General features: G+C 55.7%; 24 protein-coding genes and 1 tRNA gene. 13 read left to right on the top strand and 12 right to left on the bottom strand.

Features of this window, described 5'->3' with window-relative positions:
* Positions 1-79 precede the first annotated feature (79 nt).
* The 3 genes from SynMITS9220_RS07370 to SynMITS9220_RS07360 all read right to left on the bottom strand — a co-directional run bounded on the left by SynMITS9220_RS07370 (position 80) and on the right by SynMITS9220_RS07360 (position 2845).
* Positions 80-1018 (bottom strand): tRNA (5-methylaminomethyl-2-thiouridine)(34)-methyltransferase MnmD, encoded by a 939-nt coding sequence (locus tag SynMITS9220_RS07370; protein WP_255482970.1) that lies wholly within the window; start codon positions 1016-1018, stop codon positions 80-82.
* Positions 1015-2334, bottom strand: a complete 1320-nt coding sequence (gene aroA / locus SynMITS9220_RS07365; RefSeq protein ID WP_186988260.1) for a 3-phosphoshikimate 1-carboxyvinyltransferase — start codon at positions 2332-2334, stop codon at positions 1015-1017. Before aroA ends, SynMITS9220_RS07370 begins: the two co-directional genes overlap by 4 nt.
* Positions 2335-2704: 370 nt before the next feature.
* On the bottom strand, positions 2705-2845 hold the full coding sequence (locus tag SynMITS9220_RS07360) for a hypothetical protein (RefSeq protein WP_186988258.1): 141 nt from the start codon (positions 2843-2845) through the stop codon (positions 2705-2707).
* A 621-nt stretch (positions 2846-3466) separates the two neighbouring features.
* Here SynMITS9220_RS07360 and SynMITS9220_RS07355 point away from each other — a divergent pair.
* Positions 3467-5149 carry an iron uptake porin gene (locus SynMITS9220_RS07355; protein ID WP_186988256.1) on the top strand — a complete coding sequence of 561 codons (1683 nt, stop codon included), beginning with the start codon at positions 3467-3469 and terminating at the stop codon, positions 5147-5149.
* A gap of 117 nt (positions 5150-5266) precedes the next feature.
* Here the strand turns inward: SynMITS9220_RS07355 and SynMITS9220_RS07350 are convergent, their stop codons facing one another.
* Together SynMITS9220_RS07350 and SynMITS9220_RS07345 are read right to left on the bottom strand one after the other, a co-directional pair.
* The gene (locus tag SynMITS9220_RS07350; protein ID WP_186988254.1) at positions 5267-5497 is read right to left on the bottom strand and encodes a hypothetical protein; all 231 of its coding nucleotides are present in this window, start codon (positions 5495-5497) and stop codon (positions 5267-5269) included.
* A gap of 55 nt (positions 5498-5552) precedes the next feature.
* Positions 5553-6212 carry a Fe2+-dependent dioxygenase gene (locus SynMITS9220_RS07345; RefSeq protein WP_186988252.1) on the bottom strand — a complete coding sequence of 220 codons (660 nt, stop codon included), beginning with the start codon at positions 6210-6212 and terminating at the stop codon, positions 5553-5555.
* Positions 6213-6308: 96 nt separating this feature from the next.
* Here SynMITS9220_RS07345 and SynMITS9220_RS07340 point away from each other — a divergent pair, with 96 nt between their 5' ends.
* Positions 6309-7310: an extracellular solute-binding protein gene (locus SynMITS9220_RS07340; RefSeq protein WP_186991988.1), complete on the top strand. Its 1002-nt coding sequence runs from the start codon at positions 6309-6311 to the stop codon at positions 7308-7310.
* Here SynMITS9220_RS07340 and SynMITS9220_RS07335 read toward each other — a convergent pair.
* Positions 7285-8844, bottom strand: coding sequence for a UbiD family decarboxylase (locus tag SynMITS9220_RS07335; RefSeq protein WP_186988250.1), 1560 nt, complete (start codon positions 8842-8844; stop codon positions 7285-7287). The two genes, SynMITS9220_RS07340 and SynMITS9220_RS07335, sit on opposite strands and share 26 nt — an antisense overlap.
* Positions 8845-8908: 64 nt before the next feature.
* Here SynMITS9220_RS07335 and SynMITS9220_RS07330 point away from each other — a divergent pair, with 64 nt between their 5' ends.
* From SynMITS9220_RS07330 to sds, 5 genes are read left to right on the top strand one after another with little or no spacing between them, the layout of a single operon-like run.
* Positions 8909-9649, top strand: coding sequence for a 2-phosphosulfolactate phosphatase family protein (locus SynMITS9220_RS07330; RefSeq protein ID WP_186988248.1), 741 nt, complete (start codon positions 8909-8911; stop codon positions 9647-9649).
* A 52-nt stretch (positions 9650-9701) separates the two neighbouring features.
* On the top strand, positions 9702-10523 hold the full coding sequence (locus SynMITS9220_RS07325; RefSeq protein ID WP_186988246.1) for a carbon-nitrogen hydrolase family protein: 822 nt from the start codon (positions 9702-9704) through the stop codon (positions 10521-10523).
* Between the two features lie 5 nt (positions 10524-10528).
* Positions 10529-11620: an N-acetylmuramoyl-L-alanine amidase gene (locus tag SynMITS9220_RS07320; RefSeq protein ID WP_186988244.1), complete on the top strand. Its 1092-nt coding sequence runs from the start codon at positions 10529-10531 to the stop codon at positions 11618-11620.
* Positions 11617-12405: a glutamate racemase gene (gene murI / locus SynMITS9220_RS07315; protein ID WP_186988242.1), complete on the top strand. Its 789-nt coding sequence runs from the start codon at positions 11617-11619 to the stop codon at positions 12403-12405. The genes SynMITS9220_RS07320 and murI overlap by 4 nt, the downstream gene beginning before the upstream one ends.
* Positions 12406-12445: 40 nt before the next feature.
* Positions 12446-13417 (top strand): solanesyl diphosphate synthase, encoded by a 972-nt coding sequence (gene sds, locus SynMITS9220_RS07310; protein ID WP_186988240.1) that lies wholly within the window; start codon positions 12446-12448, stop codon positions 13415-13417.
* Here sds and SynMITS9220_RS07305 read toward each other — a convergent pair.
* Complete coding sequence (locus SynMITS9220_RS07305) at positions 13401-14075, bottom strand: HAD family phosphatase (RefSeq protein WP_255483286.1); 675 nt, start codon at positions 14073-14075, stop codon at positions 13401-13403. The two genes, sds and SynMITS9220_RS07305, sit on opposite strands and share 17 nt — an antisense overlap.
* A 289-nt stretch (positions 14076-14364) precedes the next feature.
* On the opposite strand from SynMITS9220_RS07305, the gene acs reads away from it, so the two are divergent.
* Complete coding sequence (gene acs, locus SynMITS9220_RS07300) at positions 14365-16338, top strand: acetate--CoA ligase (RefSeq protein ID WP_186988238.1); 1974 nt, start codon at positions 14365-14367, stop codon at positions 16336-16338.
* Between the two features lie 164 nt (positions 16339-16502).
* Entirely contained in the window at positions 16503-17084 is a 582-nt protein-coding gene (locus tag SynMITS9220_RS07295) for a tetratricopeptide repeat protein (RefSeq protein WP_186988236.1), read from the top strand.
* Here SynMITS9220_RS07295 and SynMITS9220_RS07290 read toward each other — a convergent pair.
* From SynMITS9220_RS07290 to SynMITS9220_RS07280, 3 genes are all read right to left on the bottom strand, one after another.
* Positions 17045-18076 carry a hypothetical protein gene (locus tag SynMITS9220_RS07290; protein WP_186988234.1) on the bottom strand — a complete coding sequence of 344 codons (1032 nt, stop codon included), beginning with the start codon at positions 18074-18076 and terminating at the stop codon, positions 17045-17047. The two genes, SynMITS9220_RS07295 and SynMITS9220_RS07290, sit on opposite strands and share 40 nt — an antisense overlap.
* Before the next feature lie 258 nt (positions 18077-18334).
* On the bottom strand, positions 18335-19081 hold the full coding sequence (locus SynMITS9220_RS07285) for a DUF1350 family protein (RefSeq protein WP_186988232.1): 747 nt from the start codon (positions 19079-19081) through the stop codon (positions 18335-18337).
* Positions 19078-19539: a peroxiredoxin gene (locus tag SynMITS9220_RS07280; RefSeq protein WP_186988230.1), complete on the bottom strand. Its 462-nt coding sequence runs from the start codon at positions 19537-19539 to the stop codon at positions 19078-19080. The genes SynMITS9220_RS07285 and SynMITS9220_RS07280 overlap by 4 nt, the downstream gene beginning before the upstream one ends.
* A gap of 84 nt (positions 19540-19623) precedes the next feature.
* Here SynMITS9220_RS07280 and SynMITS9220_RS07275 point away from each other — a divergent pair, with 84 nt between their 5' ends.
* The 4 genes from SynMITS9220_RS07275 (at position 19624) to SynMITS9220_RS07260 (ending at position 22622) form a co-directional block, all read left to right on the top strand.
* On the top strand, positions 19624-20451 hold the full coding sequence (locus SynMITS9220_RS07275; RefSeq protein WP_186988228.1) for a 3'-5' exonuclease: 828 nt from the start codon (positions 19624-19626) through the stop codon (positions 20449-20451).
* A gap of 70 nt (positions 20452-20521) precedes the next feature.
* Positions 20522-20782 carry a hypothetical protein gene (locus tag SynMITS9220_RS07270; RefSeq protein WP_067097985.1) on the top strand — a complete coding sequence of 87 codons (261 nt, stop codon included), beginning with the start codon at positions 20522-20524 and terminating at the stop codon, positions 20780-20782.
* Between the two features lie 59 nt (positions 20783-20841).
* Positions 20842-21822 carry a PstS family phosphate ABC transporter substrate-binding protein gene (locus tag SynMITS9220_RS07265; RefSeq protein ID WP_186988226.1) on the top strand — a complete coding sequence of 327 codons (981 nt, stop codon included), beginning with the start codon at positions 20842-20844 and terminating at the stop codon, positions 21820-21822.
* 221 nt (positions 21823-22043) lie between these two features.
* Positions 22044-22622 (top strand): Crp/Fnr family transcriptional regulator, encoded by a 579-nt coding sequence (locus SynMITS9220_RS07260; RefSeq protein WP_067098162.1) that lies wholly within the window; start codon positions 22044-22046, stop codon positions 22620-22622.
* A 131-nt stretch (positions 22623-22753) separates the two neighbouring features.
* On the opposite strand, the gene SynMITS9220_RS07255 is transcribed toward SynMITS9220_RS07260, so the two are convergent.
* Both SynMITS9220_RS07255 and SynMITS9220_RS07250 read right to left on the bottom strand, forming a co-directional pair.
* Positions 22754-22827 (bottom strand) — tRNA-Pro (locus SynMITS9220_RS07255).
* 17 nt (positions 22828-22844) lie between these two features.
* Entirely contained in the window at positions 22845-23210 is a 366-nt protein-coding gene (locus tag SynMITS9220_RS07250) for a hypothetical protein (RefSeq protein WP_370594318.1), read from the bottom strand.
* Positions 23211-23212 lie beyond the last annotated feature (2 nt).

Here is a 23212-nt window from a genome sequence, read left to right as displayed (position 1 = left end):
AATTCAGCCTGTACAAGCTGTTTTTGATGTCGCTCCAGCCTGGAAAATCCAAACCTGTTTCTTCGTTTCAGGATCACACTCAGCTGATATCTGAACTTTGCTGTCGAGTTTTGTTCATCATCCAGCGACGCTGCCAGGCACTGGTGCTCTCCAGATCACAGCACTGTTGCTCGAGCTCCCGTCGTTGTTGGATGCTCTCGACCTGATCAACACCCTCGGGATCTCGATAGGGCACGGACGCTCTGGTGTTGAGGTGCTCTTCTTCCATGGCACTCAGTGCAGTCCAACCAGGCCCTTCCTTCGCCAATGGTGCTGAGGCGAGGGGTTTCACTGCCAGGGTTCCGGCGCTCCATCCGATCCGTTGTTGTGCTGCCGGACGCAGTGATCGAAGTGTCAGGCCTGCACGCCGCAGGCTGCTTCTCACGGCAGCGGCTCTGCAGTAGGTGAGCAGGCGCCCTCCCGGTGCCAGACGACTGGCCAAAGCTCTCAGGAATTCCTCGCTCCAGAGCTGTGGACAGCGCCCAGGAGAGAAGGGATCCAGGAGGATTAGGTCCAATTGACAACTGCTGGGCAGGGCCTTCAGGTTTTGGCGCGCATCGCCCCAAAGCATCGTTCCCTGGCCCCCCTTGTCACGCCAGCTACCGCTCTTATGAAGCTGTTCAAGCCTCTGCAGAACGGCGCTGGGCCACAGGTCACAAAACGGTTGGTGATTCAGTGCCCATGCAAGGGGCCGCGGGTCAACGTCCAGCCCCCACCACTGCACCCAGGGTGGGCTGGTGGGAGGCAGTGCAGCCATTACGGCCGCGCTGTTGTACCCCAACCCGAAGCAGACATCGAGCAGCTTGAGCTCGCTCGTTTGCGAGAACCGTCCCAGCTCGGCGGGGCGGACAAATTTCGTTTCCGTTTCCTCAAGGGCTCCTGCGGAGCTGTGAAACGCCTCATCAAAGTGATCGCTGTGAAGACTCAGACTTCCGTCAGCCGTTTCGAGCGCCCTGAGTTGCCCGAGCGGATGGGTCAACGCTGCAATCGATCGAGATCGGTCCAGAAGCTGGGGTAGCTGACCGCTGCGGATTCACTGCGCATCAGGGTTGAATCACCCTTGGCCATCAGGGCTGCCACCGCAAGACTCATGGCAACGCGATGGTCGGTCTCGCTATCGAGTTGTGCAGCTTTCAGTGGTCGACCCCCACGGATGGTTAGTCCGTCGGGATGCTCATCAATGTCTGCGCCCATGGCTTTCAGCTGGCGTGCCATCACCGCCAATCGGTCTGTTTCTTTCACTCTCAGTTCAGCCGCTCCAGTGATCTGGCTTTCTCCATCGCAGAAGCATGCCGCCACGCTCAAGATCGGAACTTCATCCACCAGTCGCGGCATGATTTCCTCTCCAAACCGGAAGGGTTTCAGTGATCCGTGCGTAACACGCAGATCCCCCACCGGTTCGCCTGCCACATCACGCTGATTCAGCACTTCGATCTTGGCTCCCATCTGTTCCAGAACCTCCAGCACTCCAGTGCGGGTTGGATTCAGACCAACATTTTCAACGGTCAGATCAGCACCGGGCACCAGGGCGCCGGCGATCAGCCAAAACGCTGCTGAGCTGATATCACCTGGCACCACAACATGCTGACCCTGCAGCTGAGCACCGGGGCGAACGGTGATGTGGCGACCCATCTCCCCGCCTACATCCAGGTCTGCACCAAAGGCCTTCAGCATGCGTTCGCTGTGATCGCGGGAGTGTGCAGGCTCAATCACCGTGCTGGTTCCATCCGCCGTCAGTGCGGCGAGCAGCAAGGCGGATTTCACCTGTGCACTGGCGACGGGGGTGCCGACAACGGCACCGCGCAGCTTGCATCCCTGCACAGCCAGCGGTGCGAAATTGCCCTGGCCGCGTCCGCGCACGTCGGCTCCCATCATTGAGAGCGGTTGCCCAACGCGTTGCATGGGTCTCCGCTTGAGGGAATCATCCCCGCTCAGCACAAAATGTCGGCCATCGCGTCCCGCCAATAACCCGAGCATCAGGCGCATGGTGGTGCCTGAATTCCCGCAGTCGAGCACTTCACTGGGCTCCTGCAATCCATCCAGACCGACTCCTTGAACGGTGATGATTTCCCCGTCGGCGACAGGACTGATCTCCGCTCCCATCGCTCTGAGGCAGGCTGCCGTACTAATCGGATCCTCTGCGGGCAGCAGGCCCTCAATGGTGGTTTGGCCTTCAGCAATAGCTCCAAACAGCAAGGCCCGATGAGAGATCGATTTATCTCCAGGAACCCTCACGTGACCCCTGAGAGTTCCGCCGGATCTCAGTTGGCGGGCATCTCCTGGGGTTCCCGGCACGTTCTCTCATGGCTTTGTGCCTTAATTCTATGAGTCGCTTGATTCCGCGCCAGACGATGGACCGGGGTTGGATTGCAATCGCAGGTTGTGAATTGCTGGCATCATGTTTACTTAGAATGCAAAGACAAACTCGCTCAAAATATTTTGTAAAATATAATCATTGATCCGCGTAATTAGCGGATTGAGATACCTTTAAGGATATAGCGCTATTTCAGAGTTTTATCTGAGTGCAGTGTATTGAGCAAAAGCTGTAAAAATTGGCATTTTTACTGCGTATGGGCAATCATCTGAGCAAAAGTCGTATTTCTCGAAAATCGTTGGTGCGCAATCGATATAAAGATTCAGATTGAGGATTCAGATCGGCCTGAGCTCAAGAGAGAGCAACTTTTTTGGCGATTAGAATATTGAGCTCATCGCGGTAATTTCGAGCCGCCTGCCAGTCTTTTCTTTTGACCGCGTTGTTGTAAGCCTTGATGAGTTGTTGCCGATGCAGTTCGTGAGCAACGTCCATGCTTAATTTCATGCTCCAAATAATTTATGGATTGTTTTGAAGGTTCGGGCGAAGTTCTGATGCTCTGCCGGGTGATCAATGAGCCTGAGCTTTTATTGGGGTTGTCGCTGATCGAATGGTGAATGGCTTGGTGCCTTGGCGCTGATGTCTTGCCTGGGCCCGCCTTAGAAGCGACTGGATTTACGAACGAGAGCTTCATATGTCACTAAGGTGTTCGGTTTGTGCATTGGCAACCGTGATTCATCTCTCGCGCTCGATCGCTGCATCTACCGAGTAGAAATTTTTTGAGCAGGTGTTCGCTGCTCCGCCGCTGTCCCGGTTTTGAAATTCGCTTCTTTCCCATTTGCTGCAGTGAGGTCAAGGGGTCTGAGCGTTTCTTGTATCCCCCTCTGCATCGAAGTCATGGCTTTCCAGTCCCGATTGAGGTGTCGGAATATCTGGTTTTTTGCGCTTCGCGAGCTGGTCTGACTCTGCTGGATTTGTTCTTTCGCCAACCATTCGGCGTTTCAGGTTTCTGTTGTTTGTCGCCCTGACTGCTTTTTGGGTAGCGGAGTCGCTGTCTGTGCGTTTTAATACGGTGCGAGGCAAATGCCTCTTCCTCTTTTATTGGTGTGAGGATCAATGAAACTGTTCAAGCAACTTCTTGTTGCTCCAGCTGCTCTGGGCCTTATGGCTCCAGTCGCTGCTGTTGCAACTGACGTCAACGTTGCTGGCATCTCTGACTACGCACCCGTGTCTGCTGACGCGGTTTCTGTGGATCAGGTCACCAGCATCACTCAGTTCTCGGATGTTTATCCGACTGACTGGGCTTATCAGGCTCTCAGCAACCTGATCGAGCGCTACGGCTGCGTCGCTGGCTACCCCAACGGCACCTACCGCGGCAACCGTGCAATGACCCGCTTTGAAGCGGCTGCACTGCTGAACGCCTGCCTCGACCGCGTCACCGAAGTGACCGACGAGCTCAAGCGTCTGATGAAGGAGTTCGAAAAAGAACTCGCCATCGTGAAGGGCCGTGTTGACGGACTGGAAGCTCGTGTTGGCGAACTGGAAGCAACCCAGTTCTCCACCACCACCAAGCTGAAAGGCAGGGTTGACATGGTTCTGGGCGGCTTGTCCTACGGCGGCAGCGGCTCTGACGACAACGATATGGGCCTTGGTACAGGCAGTACCTATACCGGTGAAGACGCCCTCACCTTCAACTACACGGCTCAGTTCGATCTGAACACCAGTTTCACTGGCAAAGATCTGCTGTACACCCGCATCAAGACCGGTAACTTCGGCGCAAACTTCTACGATCAAAACCAGAATGGTTTTGGTGAGTCAAGCCTCGCTGATCTTGCGGTTGGTAACTCCAACGGAGATACCCTGAAGGTTGACAAGCTTTGGTACCAGTTCCCTATCGGTGCAAGCTTCACAGCTTATGTAGGCCCCAAGATTGAGGCCTACTACATGCTTGGTTCAACCCCAAGTGTCTACCGTCAAATCTTGAAGCAATTCAAGCTCGGCGGTTACTACGGTGCATACGGTGCAAGCACCTCACCTGGTGTTGGTCTTGCTTGGAGGCAGCAGAAGGAAAACTTCTCTGATCCTAGATTTACCGTTTCTGCCAGCTACAACGCTTCTAACGGAGCAAAGTCAAACCCCAATAACGGTGGTATTGGCGGCACTGATTCGAAGGCAAGGTTCAACACACAAATTGCTTACGGCAATCCTCAGTGGAACCTTTCTGCTGCTTATCAGTACGCTCAAGCAGGCGCCTTCAAGGGCTACGGCACACCTAGCGGCCAGGCCAACTATTACGTCAATGCAGCTGGCGATTACACAAAGGGTTCTTACTCTGATGTGAATTCTGTTGCTTTGCGTGCATGGTGGCAGCCTAAGGAATCTGGTTGGATGCCCAGCATCAGTGCAGGATGGGGTCTTTCCTCATTCAACGGTCCTGCAAGCGACACTGGTACTGATCTCAACTACTCATCCACGTCTCAGAACTGGTTCGTTGGTTTGAATTGGAAGGATGCCTTCATGAAGGGCAACATCCTTGGTGCTGCGATTGCCCAGTCTAATTTCAAGACTGCCATGAAGAACTACAATGACAACGGAGACAATGGTGCTCGGGATGGTAACTACTCCATGGAGCTCTACTATCAGTTCCAAGTAACTGACAACATCGCAGTTACACCCACCATCTTCTACCTGTCACGTCCTTATGGACAACTCACAGGTACATCTGCTCAGTATGGTGGAAACAACGCCGATACATTCAACATCTTCGGCTACCTTGTCCAAACAACGTTCCGCTTCTGATACGGAACTGTTGATTCTTTCAAGCTCCCCGTTAGGGGAGCTTTTTTTTGTCGGTCAATGCACCATAAAAAAGGAGACCCTTGGGTCTCCTTTTTATTTGAAGAGTTGATTAGAACTTCACCAGCAATTTTCGCCTTCGCCAATGGGTACACAGAGCTCTTCTTCAGCAGCTTTTTCAGCAGCTTTTTTGGCATCGGCATCTTTTTTGGCTTCAGCGTCGATGTCTTGGTCGGTGCTCCATTCCTGCATACCACCGGTTGGACTGTCAGCTAACGCCGCGGGTACTGCTACGGCAGTGCTCAATGCTGTTGCACCTGCAAGAAAGATGGAAAGAGTAGACCTCTTCATGTCAGAACGACTAAGTGACGGACGCTTCTCATTTTAAGGAATTATCGACGTACTTTCATGTGCCCAACGATCGCAGCAAATTCGTATAGGCAAGAAAAATAAGATCAAGCTCTTCGCTACGGCCATGCTTGGCCAGCAGTCCTTTGGCGCCGCTATCCAGTTGAAAGAGTGTGACGCGATCAATCTCGTTTTTCAGATAGCTCTCGATCCAGCCCACACAAGCGATGCGCACGCCCTCCGTGACTGTGTTCACGCGATGCATCGATGTACTTGGGTAGATCACGATTTCTCCCTGCTCAAGCTCAATGTCAACCGAATCCATCACAGTATCAACTTCAAGTGATCCTCCTTTGAATTGATTGTGATCAGACAAGCATAAAGTGAAAGATAAATCACTTCTGCCGCTGCTCATATAAGCATTGTCCACATGGCTGTCATAGCCTCCTCCAACGCTTGTTTTGCTAACTAAAAAACGATGTAGTTTTCGTGGCAAGCAAAAGCTCTTAATGGCCGGATGAGCCCACATTGCTTTTTGTACGTAGGCATGAATCTCGGCACTCAGGGGAGAGGATTGCTTGACTTGTTCATTGATTTTTCCCGCCTGGGCTTGAGAGCCTGCAGTTGTCTTTCCATCAATCCACTCTGCATCGCACAGTTTGCTTAAAAGCTTTTCACACTCCTCATTGTTGAGCAATTGAAGCTTGATATGGTTCATTGCTTTACAGGAGTATCAAATGCTCTCTTGCTTGGTATCAAACATGCAAGACGAACCGGTTTTTCTTGGACAACCTCAGGTGGGTTCTTGTGTTTTATGAAGCTGTTTGCCATCCCATTTCTCGCGTCGCTGTCTTTCTTGGCGGCTGCCGCACACGCCGAAGAAGTTCGAGTTTATTCGGGGCGTCACTACAATACGGACCGCCAGACTTACAAGGCATTCTCTGAGAAAACTGGGATCAAAGTCCGCCTGATCGAAGCAGCAGGCATTTCTCTTGTTGAGCGTCTCAAGCGAGAGGGAAGTAACACCAGGGCTGATGTGATCATTCTTGTTGATGCGGCCAGAATCAACAATGCAGCAAAAGCTGGTTTGTTTCAGCCAATCAACTCTGCAAAGTTGAATGCCGAAGTTCCAGCGCGTTATCGCGATCCCGGTAATCGCTGGTTTGGTATTGCACGACGTGTACGTGCAATCATCATTAATCCTAATCAGGTCAAGCCATCACAGGTGCAGACTTATGCGCAGTTAGCGTCTCCCGATCTCAAAGGCAAAGTATGCCTGCGTAACCGTAAAAATGTCTATAACCAATCGTTGGTGGCTGATCAGCTCGCGATTCGCGGAGAGGCGCAGACCAAATCTTGGCTGAAGGGTTTGATTTCCAATGTCTCCCAGCCTTACTTCCCGGGTGATATTGCTCTTATTCGCGCAGTCGCTCAAGGAAAGTGTGGTGTTGGGGTCGTGAATCACTACTACCTTGCCCGAATGCGAGCTGGTATCAACGGTGCGAAAGACACGAAGCTTGGTAATCAGGTCAAAATTGTGATGCCAAACCCTGCGCATGTGAATATCAGTGCAGCAGCTGTGTCGAAATACGCCAAAAACAAATCAGCTGCTATTGAACTCATCGAATTCATGGCTTCCCCTGATGGAAGCAGAGGAATTGCAGGTCCTACTTTCGAATTCCCGCTCACTGGTGTTGGTGGTTCGACCTATCTCAAAGGGATGACCAAGTTCACTCCTGACAATGTGACGATCTCTCAGTTGAGTGCACTCAATCCCAAGGCCATTCAGCTTATGGCTGAGTCCGGTTGGCAATGAGCTGATCCAGCAGGTAGCCGAACAATTCTGGGTTCGGCTCTCTGTTGCTGATATCGGCTAATCCCAGTTCGTCCAGGCGGTCTGTCACGCGTTGTTCCAGATCGTCTGGTCTGCTCAGAGGTTCGCCCCAAGGATGGTTTTTCTCAGGGCCGATTTTGGTTGTGGCGTCAATTGCCAATCGTCCGCCAAGGCCAAGTTGCTCACTGGCGAAGTCCAGGGTGTCGAATGGCGTGTTTTCCAGGGTGAACAGATCCCTTTGTGGGTCCACTTGAGCGGCGATTGCCCAGACCACCTGGCGCGGATCACGCACGTTGATGTGACTATCGACCACCACCACAAACTTGGTGTAGGTGAACTGCGGCAAGGCACTCCAGAACGCCATCGCGGCGCGCTTGGCCTGGCCTGGATAGGCCTTGTCGATGGAAATCACCGCGAGCTTGTAGCTCAGCGCTTCCATCGGCAGGAAGAAATCTTTGATCTCGGGGATCTGCTGGCGCAGGATTGGTGTGTAGATCCTGTTCAGCGCAATGGCCAACATCGCTTCCTCTTTGGGAGGCCGGCCGCTGAATGTGGTCAGAAAGATCGGATCTTTGCGTTGCGTCATGCAGTGGAAACGCACCAGAGGTGAGTCCTCAACCCCTCCGTAAAAGCCCATGTGATCGCCAAAGGGTCCATCTGGCATCACCTCACCAGGTGTGATCGTGCCCTCCAGCACCACCTCACTGTGACTCGGAACCTTGAGATCTAAGGTCTTGCAGGGGGTGAGCCTGACGCCTTCGCCGGCGTAAATCCCGGCGAACAACCATTCGCTCAACTGCACAGGAATGGGTGTGGCAGCCGCCATCACCAGCAGTGGATGTACACCAATCGCGATGGCGATCTCTAGTTTCTGGCCGAGTGCTGCCGCTTTGCGCAAATGGCGTGCACCACCGCGGACGCTCAGCCAGTGCACGGTCATGGTGTTGACCGACTGTTTCTGAAGTCGATACACACCCACGTTGGGAACGCCGGTTTCGGGGTCTTTGGTGATGACCAGTCCCAGCGTGATGACCCCCCCGGCATCGCCTGGCCAGGGGCGGATCAAGGGGATGTTGTCGAGGTCGACTTGATCTCCTTCAAACACCTGCTGCCGGCAGGGAGGCAAGAGATCCCTGTCTGGTCTTGCCTTCACCAGATCCCAAAACACACGGGCAAATTTCTTGGTTTCCCCTAATCCCTTGGGAGGGCGTGGTTGTTGCAGCAGCGCCAGACGTTCACCCAGGTCTTCCAGTTGTTCTGGGTGCTCGAGGCCCATGCTCCAGACGACGCGCTCCACGGTGCCGAGCAGGTTGACGGCGACCGGCATCGACGATCCGATCACGTTTTCGAACAACAATCCGGGTCCACCGCTGGCCAGTACGCGATCGGCGATCGCTGCCAACTCGAGATCGGGATCCACCGGGGCCGTGATCCGCTTGAGCTGACCCCGCTCCTCCAGCAGTTGAATGAAGGCGCGCAGATCCCTGGTGCTGGGACCGGAGCGGAACAGAGCCATCTGCAAGCCACCTCAGCGGGGGATGATCTCGGTACTGTGACGCACGCTGACGGTGATTGTGGCCATGCAGGTTTCCTATTTTCATGCGGCCACGGATGTCCCAGACACGATTGGTTCCGCCGACGGTCCTGATGCTGCGGTCGTGATCGATGTCCTGCGTGCCACGACCACGATTGCCTGGGCGCTGCACAACGGCGCCGAGGCGGTTCAGGCGTTCGCTGATCTCGATGAACTGCGTGCCCAGGCGCAGCAGTGGTCTGAATCCTCCCGTTTGCTTTTGGGAGAGCGCGGCGGTTGCATGCTCGATGGCTTTGACCTGGGCAACTCCCCGGTGGCGGTGACCCCTGAGGTGGTGCAGGGCAAGCGATTGCTGATGAGCACCACCAACGGCACCCGTGCATTGCAGCGGGTTCGCGACGTTGCTTGCCTTGTGACGGCGGCTCTGCCTAACAGGCGTGCAGTTGCCGAGCGGTTGCTGGCAGGCCAATACCAGCGGATTCTGATTCTTGGCAGTGGTTGGGAAGGCACCTATTCCCTCGAGGATTCGCTGGCTGCCGGAGCGATCGGTGAGCTGCTCGTGTCGGCCGGAGCCTCGGTTGCCAATGATGAACTTCAGGCTGCACTGGCCCTCTGGAATCACTGGAAACACGACCCTGAGGCCTGCCTGCGCACCGCTTCGCATGGTCAGAGGCTGATCGGACTTGGCAACCACGATGCTGATTTCAGCTGTTGCGCGGCGTTGGATCAGATTTCCGTCGTTCCGACCCAGGTCGAGCCCGGTGTTTTACGAGCCGTGCCTGTCTAAAGCGCGGAGCCCGCGTCAGCCATACCATTTCATCGACTGAACTCTGATCTCTGTGCGTGATTTCCTGGCGGCGGCCGTGCAACTCACCAGCAGTTCTGACCCGCAGAGCAATTTCACGGCTGCTGAGGAACAGATCGACCTTGCTGCACGTCGAGGAGCTGAGTTGATCGGATTACCCGAGAACTTTGCCTTTCTTGGTGAGGATTCACGGCGCCTTGAACTGGCTCCGGCCCTGGCAGAACAGGCCTCCAATTTTTTAGTCACCATGGCGCGTCGCTATCAGGTGGTGATTCTTGGCGGTGGTTTCCCTGTTCCCGTCGAGGACGGTGAGCACACCTATCAACGCGCGCAGTTGGTGGGCCGAGATGGTCAGATCCTTGCCAGTTACGACAAACTCCATCTGTTCGATGTGGACCTGGCGGACGGTAGTTCCTATCGCGAGTCAGCCTCGTTCAGCCCCGGCACGACGCCTCCACCCGTTGTGGATGTGCCTGGACTCTGTCGGGTGGGGCTGTCGATTTGCTACGACGTGCGCTTCCCTGAGCTCTACCGAGATCTGATCGGAGCAGGAGCTGAGTTGCTGATGATTCCCGCCGCTTTCACGGCTTTTACGGGTAAGGACCACTGGCAGGTGCTTCTGCAGGCGCGTGCGATTGAAAACACGTCCTATGTGCTTGCCCCAGCACAGACAGGTGTTTACGCAGGACGACGTCAGAATCATGGACATTCCCTGGTCATTGACCCCTGGGGAACGGTGCTCGCCGATGCCGGGGTGAGCACCGGTGCAGCAGTCGCTCCGGTTGACCTTGATCATCTCGAGCGCATTCGCACTCAGATGCCCTGCCTGAAGCACCGCAGAACCGCACTGTTCTGAATCTGATGCCTCGGCTCCCTCGTCGTTTCAGCGCTCTGCTGGTTGCTCTCGTTGTGCAGAGCGCTGGCTTGCTGATGGCCCTTCCCGCTCGGGCCGCCAGTGCCCTTGCGGCCTGGTCGCTGGGACGTGATGGGGTTCTGCAATTGCGCACGGCCACGGGAGCGCGCCTCGACGCATTCTTTGAAGCCGGTGAAGCCGGTCGTGGCCCAAGGGTCTGGATTGATTTTCCCGGTGAGCTGAGCCGCACACGCAAGCTGCGAGGTTCCGGACCGGTTCGCGAGGTTCGACTCGGCAAGCCCAACCCCGGCGCCACGCGTCTGGTGATCGAGTTCAATCCTGGCGTTGAGCTTGATCCTGGCCAACTGCGACTGATCGGCACCTCGCCAGATCGCTGGAAGTTGATGTTCGAGGGGCTTCCCACCAGAGGCCTGCGCACCATCGGGGAAGGCGATCTCAACCGGGCCAGCTCCGGCCGCTGGGGCGGCGTTCGTATCAAGCCCACAAAAACTCCGGTGAATGCCGCCGGGCTGCCGAGTGTGCCTCGAGGTCGTTACAGCGTCGTGATCGATCCAGGCCATGGCGGACCTGACCCCGGTGCCGTGGGAATCAGGGGGATTCGCGAGTCGGAAATTGTTCTCGATGTTTCGCTTCAGGTGGCGCGATTGCTTGAGGCCAAGGGCGTTCAGGTCACCCTCACTCGAACCGCAGAGGTGGATGTTGATTTACCGCCGAGGGTGTCGCTGGCCAACCGACTGGGTGCAACGGCCTTTGTGAGTATTCATGCCAATGCCATCAGCATGTCTCGTCCGGAAGTGAACGGCATTGAGACCTTCTATTTCTCCGATCCTCGCTCTGCACGGCTGGCCGCACATATCCAGCAGCAGGTGCTGAATGTGTCTCCGGGAAGCCCCAATCGCGGAGTCCGTCGCGGCCGCTTCTTTGTGATCCGCCGCACCACCATGCCTTCGGTCTTGGTGGAAACAGGCTTTGTCACTGGCAGTCTCGACTCACCAAGGCTCGCTAGCGCAGCGCATCGCCGGCGGCTCTCTCTGGCTATTGCTACCGGCATCCTTGAGTATCTGCAGGGGGTGCGATGACCATCCGTCTTGGCATGTTTGACAGCGGCCTTGGCGGACTGACGGTCTTGCGTCGGGTTCTGGAACGCCATGGACCCTTGCAGGTGATCTACCTCGGCGATACGGCTCGCGTTCCCTACGGCAGTCGTTCAGCGGCTGAAATCCGCACGATTGCCTCCGAAGTGGTGAGGTGGCTCAGCCAGCATCAGATCTCCACTGTGGTGATGGCCTGCAACACCACCAATGCGCTGGCCAGAGATGTTGCCGAAGGGCAAGCAGGTGTCCCGGTGGTCGGCCTGATTGGAGCTGCCGCAGCCATGGTTCGGGAAACCCGGGTCGGGGTGCTGGCCACACCGGCAACCGTTGCATCGGGTGCCTACCGGGAAAGCATCGAGGCTCTGCATCCAGGAACGCTGGTGGTGCAGCAGGCCTGTCCTGACTTCGTTCCCTTGATTGAAAGCGGAGATCTGCGTTCTGAGGCCCTCCGTGATGCTGCAAGTCGCTACCTGCAACCCCTGATGGAGGCTTCTGTGGAGTCTGTGGTGCTGGGCTGCACGCACTATCCCTTGCTGGTGCCGCTGCTCAGCACTCTGTTGCCGCCATCCATCCGGCTGATCGATCCCGCCATGGCTGTCGCCAGCCAGCTCGATGCCTTGCTAGGGAAGCCAGTCCCCGGAGGCCTGGATCAGCCCCTTGCCATCGGGGAAACACGCATTTGTGTCACGGCTGATGCTGACGGATTCGCGGACCGTGCCACGCCCTGGCTGGGGCAACGGCCACGGGTTGAGCTGGTGCAACTGCAGTGACAGGTCGACGCCTTCTAAGATCTGCGCACTGAGGGGATTCATGACCACCGTCACCGATTTGCTGGAGCCAGTCGAGGCGGATCTTGAGATCTTGCTCAGCGACCTGCGCAGTCTGATCGGAGCGGGACATCCGATCCTCCAAGCAGCTGCAGAACATCTGTTTAGTGCAGGCGGTAAACGCTTGCGGCCAGGCATTGTTCTCTTGATCTCTAGAGCTCTTGCCAGCGACGGCGGCCTCACGTCCCGGCATCGCCGCTTGGCCGAGATCACCGAGATGATCCACACAGCCTCGCTGGTTCACGATGACGTCGTTGATGAAGCCGCAACCAGGCGTGGTGTCGAAACGGTTCACAGTCGTTTCAATCACCGTGTGGCCGTTCTGGCTGGTGATTTTCTGTTCGCGCAAGCCAGCTGGCACCTCGCCAATCTCGATGATCTCGATGTGGTGAAACTGCTCAGCCGCGTGATCATGGATCTGGCTGATGGTGAGGTGAAGCAGGGTCTGTTCCGTTACGACACGGGCCAGACTTTCGAGACCTACCTGGAAAAGAGTTACTGCAAAACCGCGTCTCTGGTTGCCAACAGCGCTCGTGCTGCTGGGGTACTCAGTGGTTGCACCGAGCCTCAGCTGGAATCGCTCTACCGCTATGGACGCCAGTTGGGTCTGGCCTTCCAGGTGGTGGACGACATTCTTGATTTCACGGCCAGTGATCAGCAACTCGGCAAGCCTGCCGCTAATGACCTCTCCAGTGGATACCTCACCGCACCGGCTCTCTATGCCCTGGAGTGCAATCCAGCCATGGGTGTGTTGATCGAACGGGAATTCAGCAATGAAGGTGATCTCGACGAAGCCCTTGGCATCGTGCGTGAGTCGGATGCGATTGCTCGTACCCGTCAACTGGCTGAAACCTTCGCTCAGGAGTCCCGTGAAGCGCTCACCTGGCTTCCGGATTCCCCTTATCGCACCGCCTTGCTGGAGCTCCCCGATTTCGTGCTCAGTCGTCTCTACTAACGATCGATTCAAGGCTGCGCTGGGCCTCGCTCAGTTGGCTGATGACAACCAGTCGATCAGCCTGCAGTAAACCCTGCTCAACATGTTCTAGCTGGGCAGCCTTCTCAGTTGTTCGAAGCAGTCGCCAAACCAAGCACCCTGCCGCCAAGGCTGATTCGCATCCGGCCCTGGAATCCTCGAAGGCCCAGCACTCTTCAGCCTTCACCTTCAGGCGATCAGCTCCAAGCCGGAAAGGATCCGGAGCTGGTTTTCCGGCCTTCAGATCGGGATCATCTCCGCAGATCATCATCTGCAAACGATTCACCCATGGGTGATTGCTTGTTTTGTGTTGCACTGATGCTCGGTCGCTGCTGGTGACCAAAGCCGTCGCAATGCCACAACGTTCGGCTGTTTGCAGTAGGGATTCCGCTCCCTCCATGGCCTTCGCTTCAGGCAGCAGCTTTGCTGCGATCGGCTGTCTGATGGCGAGCAGTTGATCCGGTGTGATCGCTTGATTGATCCAGGAACAGACGAGCTTTGCGTTATCGAGCCGGCGGCGGCCCTGCAACTGGATCAGCTGGTCCTGCGCGAGTTCGCTGCCGAAATGGAGTGCCGCCTGTTGCCAGGCGCGCGCATGCAGCGGCTCAGTGTCGATCAACAGACCATCGAGATCAAACAGGCAGGCCTTGGGTGGGCTGGTGAGCTGATTCAGAGATCACCCCTCTGGCTGGCGTTGCCACGCATCAAAGACTCAGCGCGAACGGGACTGAGGTCGGCATCCAGCCCAGACATGGCTGCTCCAAGAACCTCAACCATTCTGATCGGGGTTCCCATTGAGTGACCACTAACCACTGATCGCACTTCAGCAGAAGGGAGTGTTCAGCTGTTCGAAACGGTTTGATCCAAGGTTCTGTCTGAATGCGGCGCGGCCACTATCTTTTGCCCTAGGCGCAACAGGCAAACCCAAGATGACGAGCGAGAAATCCACCATCGAGAGCGTTCTTCAGGAGCAACGGGTTTTTGAGCCGCCTACCGATTTCTCTCGTTCCGCCCGTATCGGTGGCATGGAGGCCTATCGGTCCATGTCCGACGCAGCCCGCCAGGACCCTGAAGCCTTCTGGGGAGACGCTGCGCGCAAGGAACTCTCCTGGTTCACGCCTTTCGAGTCAGTCCTCGATTGGTCGGATGCGCCGTTCGCACGCTGGTTTGAAGGTGGCACCACCAACATCTCCTATAACTGCCTGGATCGACATCTTCAGAGCGAAAAGGCCAATAAAACGGCACTGATCTGGGAAGGCGAACCAGGCGACGTGCGACGGTTCACCTACCGCGACCTGCATGCCGAGGTTTGCAAAGCCGCGAATGCCCTCAAGGCCATGGGTATCGGCAAGGGCGATCTTGTGGCGCTCTACATGCCGATGGTGCCTGAGGCAGCCATCGCCATGCTCGCCTGTGCTCGCATCGGCGCACCTCACTCGGTTGTTTTTGGCGGTTTTTCAGCCGAAGCCCTGCGTGATCGTCTGATCGACGGTGAAGCCAAGGCGGTGATCACGGCCGATGGCGGTTTCCGCAAGGACAAGCCCGTGTCGCTGAAGCCAGCTGTTGATGCAGCCCTTGCCGGCGGGAGCTGCCCAACGGTGCAGTCCGTTCTGGTGGTGCAGCGCACCAATCAGGAGGTGGAGATGGCTGAAGGTCGTGATCAGTGGTGGCATGACCTGGTCGAGGCACAGAGCACCGATTGCCCCGCGGAACCGATGGCCAGTGAAGATCGTCTTTTCGTGCTCTACACCTCAGGCTCCACCGGCAAACCCAAGGGTGTCGTGCACAGCACTGCGGGATACAACCTCTGGGCCCATCTCACATTCCAATGGATCTTCGACATTCGCGACGATGACGTCTACTGGTGTACAGCGGATGTGGGCTGGATCACGGGTCATAGCTATATCGTTTATGGCCCGCTGTCCAACGGTGCGACCACAGTGATGTATGAGGGGGCGCCGCGTCCCTCCAAGCCCGGAGCGTTCTGGGAGCTGATCCAGAAGCATGGCATCACGATCTTCTACACCGCTCCCACCGCAATCCGGGCGTTTATGAAAAACGGCCGTGAGGTGCCCGATCAGTACGACATGAGCAGCCTGCGGTTGTTGGGCACCGTGGGGGAACCGATCAATCCTGAAGCCTGGATGTGGTACCGCGATGTGATCGGTTCCGGTCGTTGCCCGATCATCGATACCTGGTGGCAGACCGAGACCGGTGGCGTGATGATCAGCCCTCTCCCTGGAGCAACCCCTACCAAGCCCGGTTCAGCCACACTGCCGTTGCCTGGCATTGAAGCCGACGTTGTCGATTCGGATGGCAACACGGTTGGAGCCGATGAAGGCGGATACCTCGTCGTGCGTCGTCCCTGGCCGGGGATGATGCGCACTGTGCATGGCAATCCTCAGCGCTTCCGTGAAAGTTACTGGGAACACATTCGTCCCGCTGACGGCAGTCACATCTACTTCGCTGGTGATGGCGCTCGTCGTGATGCTGATGGCTACTTCTGGGTGATGGGGCGTGTGGATGACGTGATCAACGTCTCCGGTCACCGCCTCGGCACCATGGAGATTGAGTCTGCTTTGGTCAGTCATCCGGCCGTGGCGGAGGCCGCGGTTGTCGGTCGTCCCGATGACCTCAAAGGTGAAGGCATTGTCGCCTTCGTCACCCTTGAGGCAGGACGTGAACCGGAGGATGCCTTGGTAGCAGAATTGCGGGCTCACGTGGGTCAGGAGATCGGTCCCATTGCCAGGCCCGATGAGATTCGATGCAGCGATGCGTTGCCCAAGACCCGAAGCGGCAAGATCATGCGCCGGATTCTGCGCGCCCTCGCCGCCGGCCAGGAAATCACTGGTGATACCAGTACTTTGGAGGATCGCTCAGTGCTTGATCGGCTTCGCAGCTGAGTAGTCTTTTGTCTGAATTTCAATAACACCTTGTTTTATGCATTCATTGATTTCTAACGTTGTTGATTCGCTTGGCATGCTTTCTGGTTTGAATTCTTTGTCTGTGTGTCTGGCTGGTGGTGATGTGTAGTGGCTTATTGTTGGGTTCTTGATTTGATCTCTCCATGACTGGGTTCGGGCCATCAAAGAATCCTGAGGCTCAAAAGTCTGCTTTTAAGAAACAAGTGCGTATAGATGTAGATTTGCTGTTCCAGGAGGCTTTGAGGCATCAGCAGAATGGTCATTTGCTTAGCGCTGAAGCAGCCTATGAGAAGATCCTTAAATCAGGGCACTTGCATTTCGCAGTATTTTTGAATTTGGCTGATATCTGCCAGGAAACTGGTCGTTTAAAAAAAGCCATTAGTCACTGTAAGCAGGCTGTATCGCTTAGCCCTGATCTGTTTGATGCGCGTATGAAATTAGGTTCTCTCTATAAAGATATTGGTGATCTTGACCAGTCGAGAAATGAAATTATGTGTGCCCTTTCGCTTGACGCTAATAGCCCTCATGCTCTTTTGAATGTCATGAGCGTTTACAGAGTAGATGATATTGCAGGACTGAAATCGCATGCTTTGAGTTTAGTCGCTAGAAATAGCGATGTCATTAATGATTTAAATTTTGTCGAGTTTGTGTCATCGCTAGGTGCCAGCTTTTGTGAGGATGTTCTTCAAGGTTCAGATAATTCTGTGGCCTCTAGAGAGGCTTGAATCATCTCGATTTCGTATCTTAAGGCTGCGCAGAGCTCAGGTGCTTGGTATTTCGCTTGTGCTTGAATGGCATCCAATAATTTTTTCCTGGCTTGGATATTTATGTTTTGAATGAATGCAATCAGGTTTTTGGCGAGATCAGGCTTTGCTCCCATGGGAGAAATAATTGAAATAAGTTTGGCGAATGGCAGTTTGTGGGATTGGCACCCAGCGGGAAAAGAGTCGATCGACAATATTTTCGAATCAATAGTTCCTGTGTTGCTTCTCTCGTTTCCCGCTTCTTGTTGTCCGAAGCATCTAAAAATAATTGATAGTTGATTGATTCTGATCTCAAAGGGAATGCTGTAGGCGGCTATGCCTTTTGATGAGAATCCATAGGTTCTCCATAAGCTCATTGGGCTATTTTTACCGCTGTACTTATGCAATAGTTCTGAGTGTGTGGGGGGTAATGGTGGGGTTTCTAGGCCGGCTTTGGTGGCCCGGAATGGTGGTGCATAGTTGCTGTGATTCACGAGTTCGAGCATTGGAACTAAAACGCTTTCTCCCTTGAATTGAAATGCTCTTTCGTCAATAAATCTTTCTAGAAGTGTCTCCGTATTGTCCTGGTAACCCAATATTCCTTTGTCTATAAAACGATATCTTGCCAGGTCGGTTTTGATTGGTATTGGCATTGACGTGATTTGGCTTAGGAATGTTTGGGAATCCCTCCTCCCCCCTTTACCCCATGAGAGTTCATTGTAATAGTGTTCGATAAATTCTTTTTCGGCTTTCGCTGTTTTGGAATTCGTTTTGACCGATATATTGTTGTCGCAAAGTTGAATGTCACTACGCCTGATGAGTATATTTTTAGGTGTCATTATTTTTGACCTGTCGCTTGGGTTGATTGAAAAAATTCCCCGGCCATTTTTGCCTTCCTTTAATTCGATGTTGTCAGCCTTGCCACCAAGCCTTCTAAAATTTTTTAAGAGGTAATCCCATTCTTTGTTTTGCATTCCTGTGCTTGAGAAGATGTTTACAATACTTGGTTTACTATTGGAGTGGCTGTGGCAGCGGCCTCAAGCGTGATTTCTTGGATTGGTTCTTTGATTGTTGATTGGCCGACGGTATTTATATCCTGTTCATATTGGCAGTGTGGGGGGGATGGCATGCATGTCATCTTGAGATTCGATTCTGTTTGTCTATGAATTGTCTTTGAATGGCACTTGCTGATTTGGCTGACTCGCAGCATTGGTGGGTTTAGCGTTCAGTGGCTAATGAGAGCAGGGGGAGCCTCCCAAGGCCCAGGAGGTGATCAGGTCCTGCAGGCGGTTCACCTGTTGCTGCCGGTCGCTGCCTTCCGCCCAGTCGCCCAGAAACTGTCTGCGCAGACCGGCACTGGCGGGTGTGAGGTGATCTCCAGGCAACTTCAGCAGTTCGCTGCAGTCTCCTTTGCGCGCCTGCAGTGCCGTGATCAAATCAAGACTCTGGTCGATCTTGTCTTTGTTGAATCGCACCACCTGATTGCGTGGCTGCAGATACTGACGTTCGATCAAGCGCAGGGTTTCCTTTGGGCTTGGACTGAATTCGGTGCTCACCCCCAGGCTTGGCGCCACCACGTCGAGCAGGGGAATCGACTGATCTGCGGTGAAGTTGTTGAAGCTGAGCGCCACAAGGCCGTTGCAGTTCCTCCCGCCGTCGGGAGCCAGCAGATGCAGTTTGCAACCCAAGCTGTGACCGAGGCGCAGAGGTAATGGCAGTTGTCCTCGCCGGTCCTGATGTCGGGAGCGACAGGCGCGCATGGCACTCCAGGCTTCGCGTGCCTGGAGCTGGTGGTCGAAACCTGGCACATAGCTCCAGGCGTGGATGGCGATCCCACGGGCTGCCACTCCTTCGAGCAGACGCCGATAACTGATCTGTGGTGTCGCCGCGAGGTAGCTGCCTCCCACGAATTCGACTAACCCGCGTGGCTGACGCGGGTACAGGGTCCAGCAGTCACGGAAGCGAACCCAGTTGCTCATTGACTGGGTTGCAGCGAACGCAGCACCTGCATGGCTTCGCGCACATGGGCCGGGCCATCGAGCAGGTTGTTGAACACGTGCTGGATCACACCTTGGCCATCAATCACGTAGGTGACCCTGGATGGCAGCAGGCCAAGTGTTTTCGGAACACCGAATGCTCGGCGCAGGCGTTGGTCACTGTCGCTCAACAGGGGAAACGGCAGCTGATGGCGTTCCGCGAAGCGGCGATGGCTCACCAGATCGTCACCGCTGACGCCCCAGACCTGAGCACCAAGCTGTTGCAGCTCCTGGTGGGAATCCCGGAATCCGCAGGCTTCTGCGGTGCAGCCCGGGGTCTCGTCTTTGGGATAGAAGAACAACACCAGGGGCGTGCCGTTGCGCTCGCTGATGGCGCAGCTGTTGCCTTCTTGATCCTCCAGGTTGATGGACGGAACGTTGTCACCAACGGTGAGGGCCATGCCAAGCAATCGAATTGGTGGCGAAACCTTAGGAAGCGTGGATAAAAGACGGAGAATGGAGCGATCCAGGAGGGAGGTCAGCGCATGGAGAACCAATCCGTACCAGGTCAGCTCGATTTGCTGTCGTTAGGCGGTGGCCCACCGTCTCCTGTCTCGCCGCCTCATGTCACATCTCAATCCTTGCCGCAGTTAGCTGCTGATCGCGCCTCTGCAGCACGCACGCTGTTGATTGTTGACACTGAAACCACAGGGCTCGATCCGCAGCTGGACCACTGCCTTGAGGTGGGGGTGATTCTCTTCGACGTGTCCAGTCGTCAGGTGCTGGCGCAGCAATCGTTTTTGTTGCCGGTGGAGGCGAATGCCGCAGAGGCGATCAATCGCATTCCCGCCTCCGCGACCACCCTGCCTCAACCCTGGCGACCCGCCCTCGACTATCTGCAGTCGTTGCTGGATGCTGCCGATGTGTTGGTGGCCCACAACGCGGCCTTCGATCGCCAGTGGTTCGGGCGTGGTCACCTGCCGTCCACTGAGAAACGCTGGCTCTGCAGCATGGAGGACATGCGTTGGCCTGCGGATCGTCAGCTCAGGTCAAGGCCATCGGTGCGTGATCTGGCCCTGGCCTATGAAATCCCCGTTTGGGCCGCCCATCGTGCTCTCACCGATTGCATTTACTTGGCGGAGGTCTTCCGTCGCTGTGATGACCTTGAGCAGTTGATCGAGTGTGGTCTGGAGCCGCGTCAGCTGATGCGCGCCCAGGTGTCTTACGACCAACGCCATCTCGCCCGGGATGCCGGTTTCCGCTGGAACGAACCGGTGAAAGGAGCCTGGGCTAGGCGTCTATCGGTGAGGGAAGCCAGCACACTCGATTTCCCTGTTGTGCCTGTTGATCCTGAATTGCCCCTGGCATCCTGATTTGCTTCATCAGTCGGAAGCCTCGTAGTGGGTTTGCCAATGCTGCTGCTCAGACAGCCAGGCTGACGTCATGGATCTTCCCAGGCATCCGCCTTCCATTCGTTCTCGCCTGCAGCGTTGGCAGCAGGTCAGGACTTGGGCGCGCCTGATTCGCGAGGCGGAGTGCCTCTGGCATGTGGATGTGCGTGAACTGAAGCGTCTCGGTGCGTTGGAGCTCTCGCATTTGCTGGAGGAAGTTCCGTCCTGTCAGCGGTCGCGAGTGAATCGATGGCTGACGCGTTATTCGGCATCGACGCGGTTGCCTTCAGGTGCATCCACTCATGAGCATTGATTCAGTGCTGCCTGGGTCTGCTCTCCGCTAGGGGTAGGTCGCTTCCCCTCAGGCCACCCATGAGCTTTGTCAGGCAGGCTCTCACCCTGTTTTCTCTGCTTGCCGTTGCAAGCGGTGTCTCCGCTTTTGCAGAGTCGTCTCTGACCAGTGTCGGTGTCTCACTCCCCGCGAGGCTCTACCGAAACTGGTTTGCCCAGATGGCCAGCTCAGGCGGTCCTGAGGTCAGCTATCGCTCCGTGGGTTCAGCTTCGGCTCAATGGGCCTTGATCAGGCAGACCGTTGATTTCGCGGTGTCCGATGCTCCAATGCAACCGAAGGATTTGGCCAAGGTGAGGCGTGGTGTCGTTCAGATCCCCATCGCTGGCAGCGCCATCGCTTTCGGATACAACCAGCCTGGGTGCGATCTGAAACTCACCCAGCAGCAGGCTGTTCAGCTGGCCAGCGGCAGGATCACCGACTGGAAGCAGCTCGGCTGTGAGTCCGGCTCTCTGACCTGGGTGTATCGATCTGATGTCTCTGGGATCACTGATGCCTTCACTCAATCCATGCAGGCGTTTTCTTCGCAATGGCAGTTGGGAACTGGCGCTTCGATTCGCTGGCCAGCAGATCATGCGATCGCTGCGGAGGGGAACTCCGGAGTTGCTGCCGCCATTGAAAAAAGGAGGGGAGCGATCGGCTACCTCGGTTTGTCCCATCTCAGCGGCAGTGTCAGGGCTGCTGCCTTGCAGAACAAGGCCGGAGAGTTTCAGCGACCCAATTTGATCTCAGCGGCCAAGGCCCTCAAGGCCATCGAACTGGACTTCAATCTTGCCGGCAGCAGCCCCAACCCTTCGGTTGAGGGTGCCTATCCGATCGTCACGCTGATCTGGGTTCTGGCCTACAGGTCTGGGAACGGCCAGAACACGCCGGCGATCAGAGCGGCGCTTGACTTCATGCTCAGCAGCCAGGCACAGAGCCAGGTTGCTGAGCTTGGCTTGATTCCGCTGGAGGCTGAAATGCTCAGCAAGTCGCGGCCGGTCGTTGAACGGATTGCTCAGTAATTGCAGGCCTGCTGATCGATCATTGCCCAGTTTGACAACCATCGATTGATCATTTTTGCCCTGATCTTTCGATACTTTTGACCACTCCTTATTGATTCGATTGCGGGCTCTTCGTCTGGGTGTGTGATGTTGCGCTCCATACACTCGTCGGTAGGGAATCGTCAGTCGGTGCTGTCGAATTTCCTCCAGAATCAAAAACACAAAAAGCAAGGCCCCGCCTTCTGGACTCCAGTATTCAAAATCGAAATCGCTTGCACCTTGCTGCGGGAAATGTGGTGCCATTGCACAAAAACAGGCTTTGGCTTGTCGTGAATGGCATGGTGAAGCTCGGGGCGGTTTCTGTCCATGGAGATGAGCTGTTGCTGGGCTTGGCTGGTCCTAACGAGACGTTCGGCGAGCCATTGAGCACGGTGCAGGCCTATGAGGCTGTGACGCTCACCGACTCGGACCTTCTTTGCATGACGATGGGTGAGGTGCGTGAGTCACAGGACCTCGCCAACGATCTGTTGGGAGCGGTTGTGCTCCGTCATCGGCAGTCTGAGTATCTGCTCTCTCTGCTTGGTTTGCGTCGTGTTGAAGAGCGTGTCAGAGGTTTTCTGGAGTTGCTTGCCCAGGATTATGGGCAGCCCTGTGAGCAGGGATTGCGTCTCAATCTGCGTCTGACCCATCAGGAGATGGCGAGTGCTCTGAGCACCACCCGTGTCACGGTGACCAGGGTGATCGGTTTGCTCAGAGACGAAGGATGGCTCAAGATCGACGGCCAACGTCACCTTGTGATCACCCATTTGCCCTGCAAATGAATGAGCATTGAGAGATTAACTCTCGCTTCTTTCCTTCGGCGTTGCTGTTCTTGGCCTTGCGCAGATTACAGAGAATTGCATAAAAAAGACCCCTCAAATAAGGGGCCTATTCAATCGATTGGACTGTGACATCGGAGCGGCGGGATTTGAACCCACGACCCCTACTACCCCAAAGTAGTGCGCTACCAAGCTGCGCCACGCCCCGACGGCAGATGCAAGCTATCACAAGGCATTCCCGCTCTTGGTGTGTCGCTTGATGCGTGTCAGCAGTCTTGTTGTGAGCCTGTCACGGCTGTCGCCCGCATACCCCCAAAGTCGCAGTTGTCTGCCCAGCTGACGCAACGCCGCCAGATTCATCGAGGCCAGCTGCAGCTCCGGCAGCGTTCTCCAGGCTCTGGAGGCAATCGGCAGATTGGAGCGTCGTTTGTTGTCGCCAAGACTCAGGGTGCCATCCGCGATCCACTCCGGAATCAGCACCACCAGCACAGCAATCAGGCCATAGAGCTCCACCAGACCACTCGGCAGTGGATGCAAACGACGAGGGGGCTTCGGCTCGGGAATGGTGGGCACGCCGCGCGAGGAGTCCAATC

The organism is Synechococcus sp. MIT S9220, assembly GCF_014304815.1.
GTDB lineage: Bacteria > Cyanobacteriota > Cyanobacteriia > PCC-6307 > Cyanobiaceae > Synechococcus_C.
This window is presented reverse-complemented; position numbering and strand designations above follow the sequence as displayed.

What these genes read in the sequence shown, in the direction of transcription:
- SynMITS9220_RS07360 (WP_186988258.1), bottom strand. Translation starts at nt 2,845, where the DNA reads ATGGACGTTGCTCACGAACTGCATCGGCAACAACTCATCAAGGCTTAC.
- SynMITS9220_RS07355 (WP_186988256.1), top strand. Translation starts at nt 3,467, where the DNA reads ATGAAACTGTTCAAGCAACTTCTTGTTGCTCCAGCTGCTCTGGGCCTT.
- SynMITS9220_RS07350 (WP_186988254.1), bottom strand. Translation starts at nt 5,497, where the DNA reads ATGAAGAGGTCTACTCTTTCCATCTTTCTTGCAGGTGCAACAGCATTG.
- SynMITS9220_RS07345 (WP_186988252.1), bottom strand. Translation starts at nt 6,212, where the DNA reads ATGAACCATATCAAGCTTCAATTGCTCAACAATGAGGAGTGTGAAAAG.
- SynMITS9220_RS07340 (WP_186991988.1), top strand. Translation starts at nt 6,309, where the DNA reads ATGAAGCTGTTTGCCATCCCATTTCTCGCGTCGCTGTCTTTCTTGGCG.
- SynMITS9220_RS07335 (WP_186988250.1), bottom strand. Translation starts at nt 8,844, where the DNA reads ATGGCTCTGTTCCGCTCCGGTCCCAGCACCAGGGATCTGCGCGCCTTC.
- SynMITS9220_RS07330 (WP_186988248.1), top strand. Translation starts at nt 8,909, where the DNA reads ATGCAGGTTTCCTATTTTCATGCGGCCACGGATGTCCCAGACACGATT.
- SynMITS9220_RS07320 (WP_186988244.1), top strand. Translation starts at nt 10,529, where the DNA reads ATGCCTCGGCTCCCTCGTCGTTTCAGCGCTCTGCTGGTTGCTCTCGTT.
- murI (WP_186988242.1), top strand. Translation starts at nt 11,617, where the DNA reads ATGACCATCCGTCTTGGCATGTTTGACAGCGGCCTTGGCGGACTGACG.
- sds (WP_186988240.1), top strand. Translation starts at nt 12,446, where the DNA reads ATGACCACCGTCACCGATTTGCTGGAGCCAGTCGAGGCGGATCTTGAG.
- acs (WP_186988238.1), top strand. Translation starts at nt 14,365, where the DNA reads ATGACGAGCGAGAAATCCACCATCGAGAGCGTTCTTCAGGAGCAACGG.
- SynMITS9220_RS07295 (WP_186988236.1), top strand. Translation starts at nt 16,503, where the DNA reads ATGACTGGGTTCGGGCCATCAAAGAATCCTGAGGCTCAAAAGTCTGCT.
- SynMITS9220_RS07290 (WP_186988234.1), bottom strand. Translation starts at nt 18,076, where the DNA reads ATGCAAAACAAAGAATGGGATTACCTCTTAAAAAATTTTAGAAGGCTT.
- SynMITS9220_RS07285 (WP_186988232.1), bottom strand. Translation starts at nt 19,081, where the DNA reads ATGAGCAACTGGGTTCGCTTCCGTGACTGCTGGACCCTGTACCCGCGT.
- SynMITS9220_RS07280 (WP_186988230.1), bottom strand. Translation starts at nt 19,539, where the DNA reads ATGGCCCTCACCGTTGGTGACAACGTTCCGTCCATCAACCTGGAGGAT.
- SynMITS9220_RS07275 (WP_186988228.1), top strand. Translation starts at nt 19,624, where the DNA reads ATGGAGAACCAATCCGTACCAGGTCAGCTCGATTTGCTGTCGTTAGGC.
- SynMITS9220_RS07270 (WP_067097985.1), top strand. Translation starts at nt 20,522, where the DNA reads ATGGATCTTCCCAGGCATCCGCCTTCCATTCGTTCTCGCCTGCAGCGT.
- SynMITS9220_RS07265 (WP_186988226.1), top strand. Translation starts at nt 20,842, where the DNA reads ATGAGCTTTGTCAGGCAGGCTCTCACCCTGTTTTCTCTGCTTGCCGTT.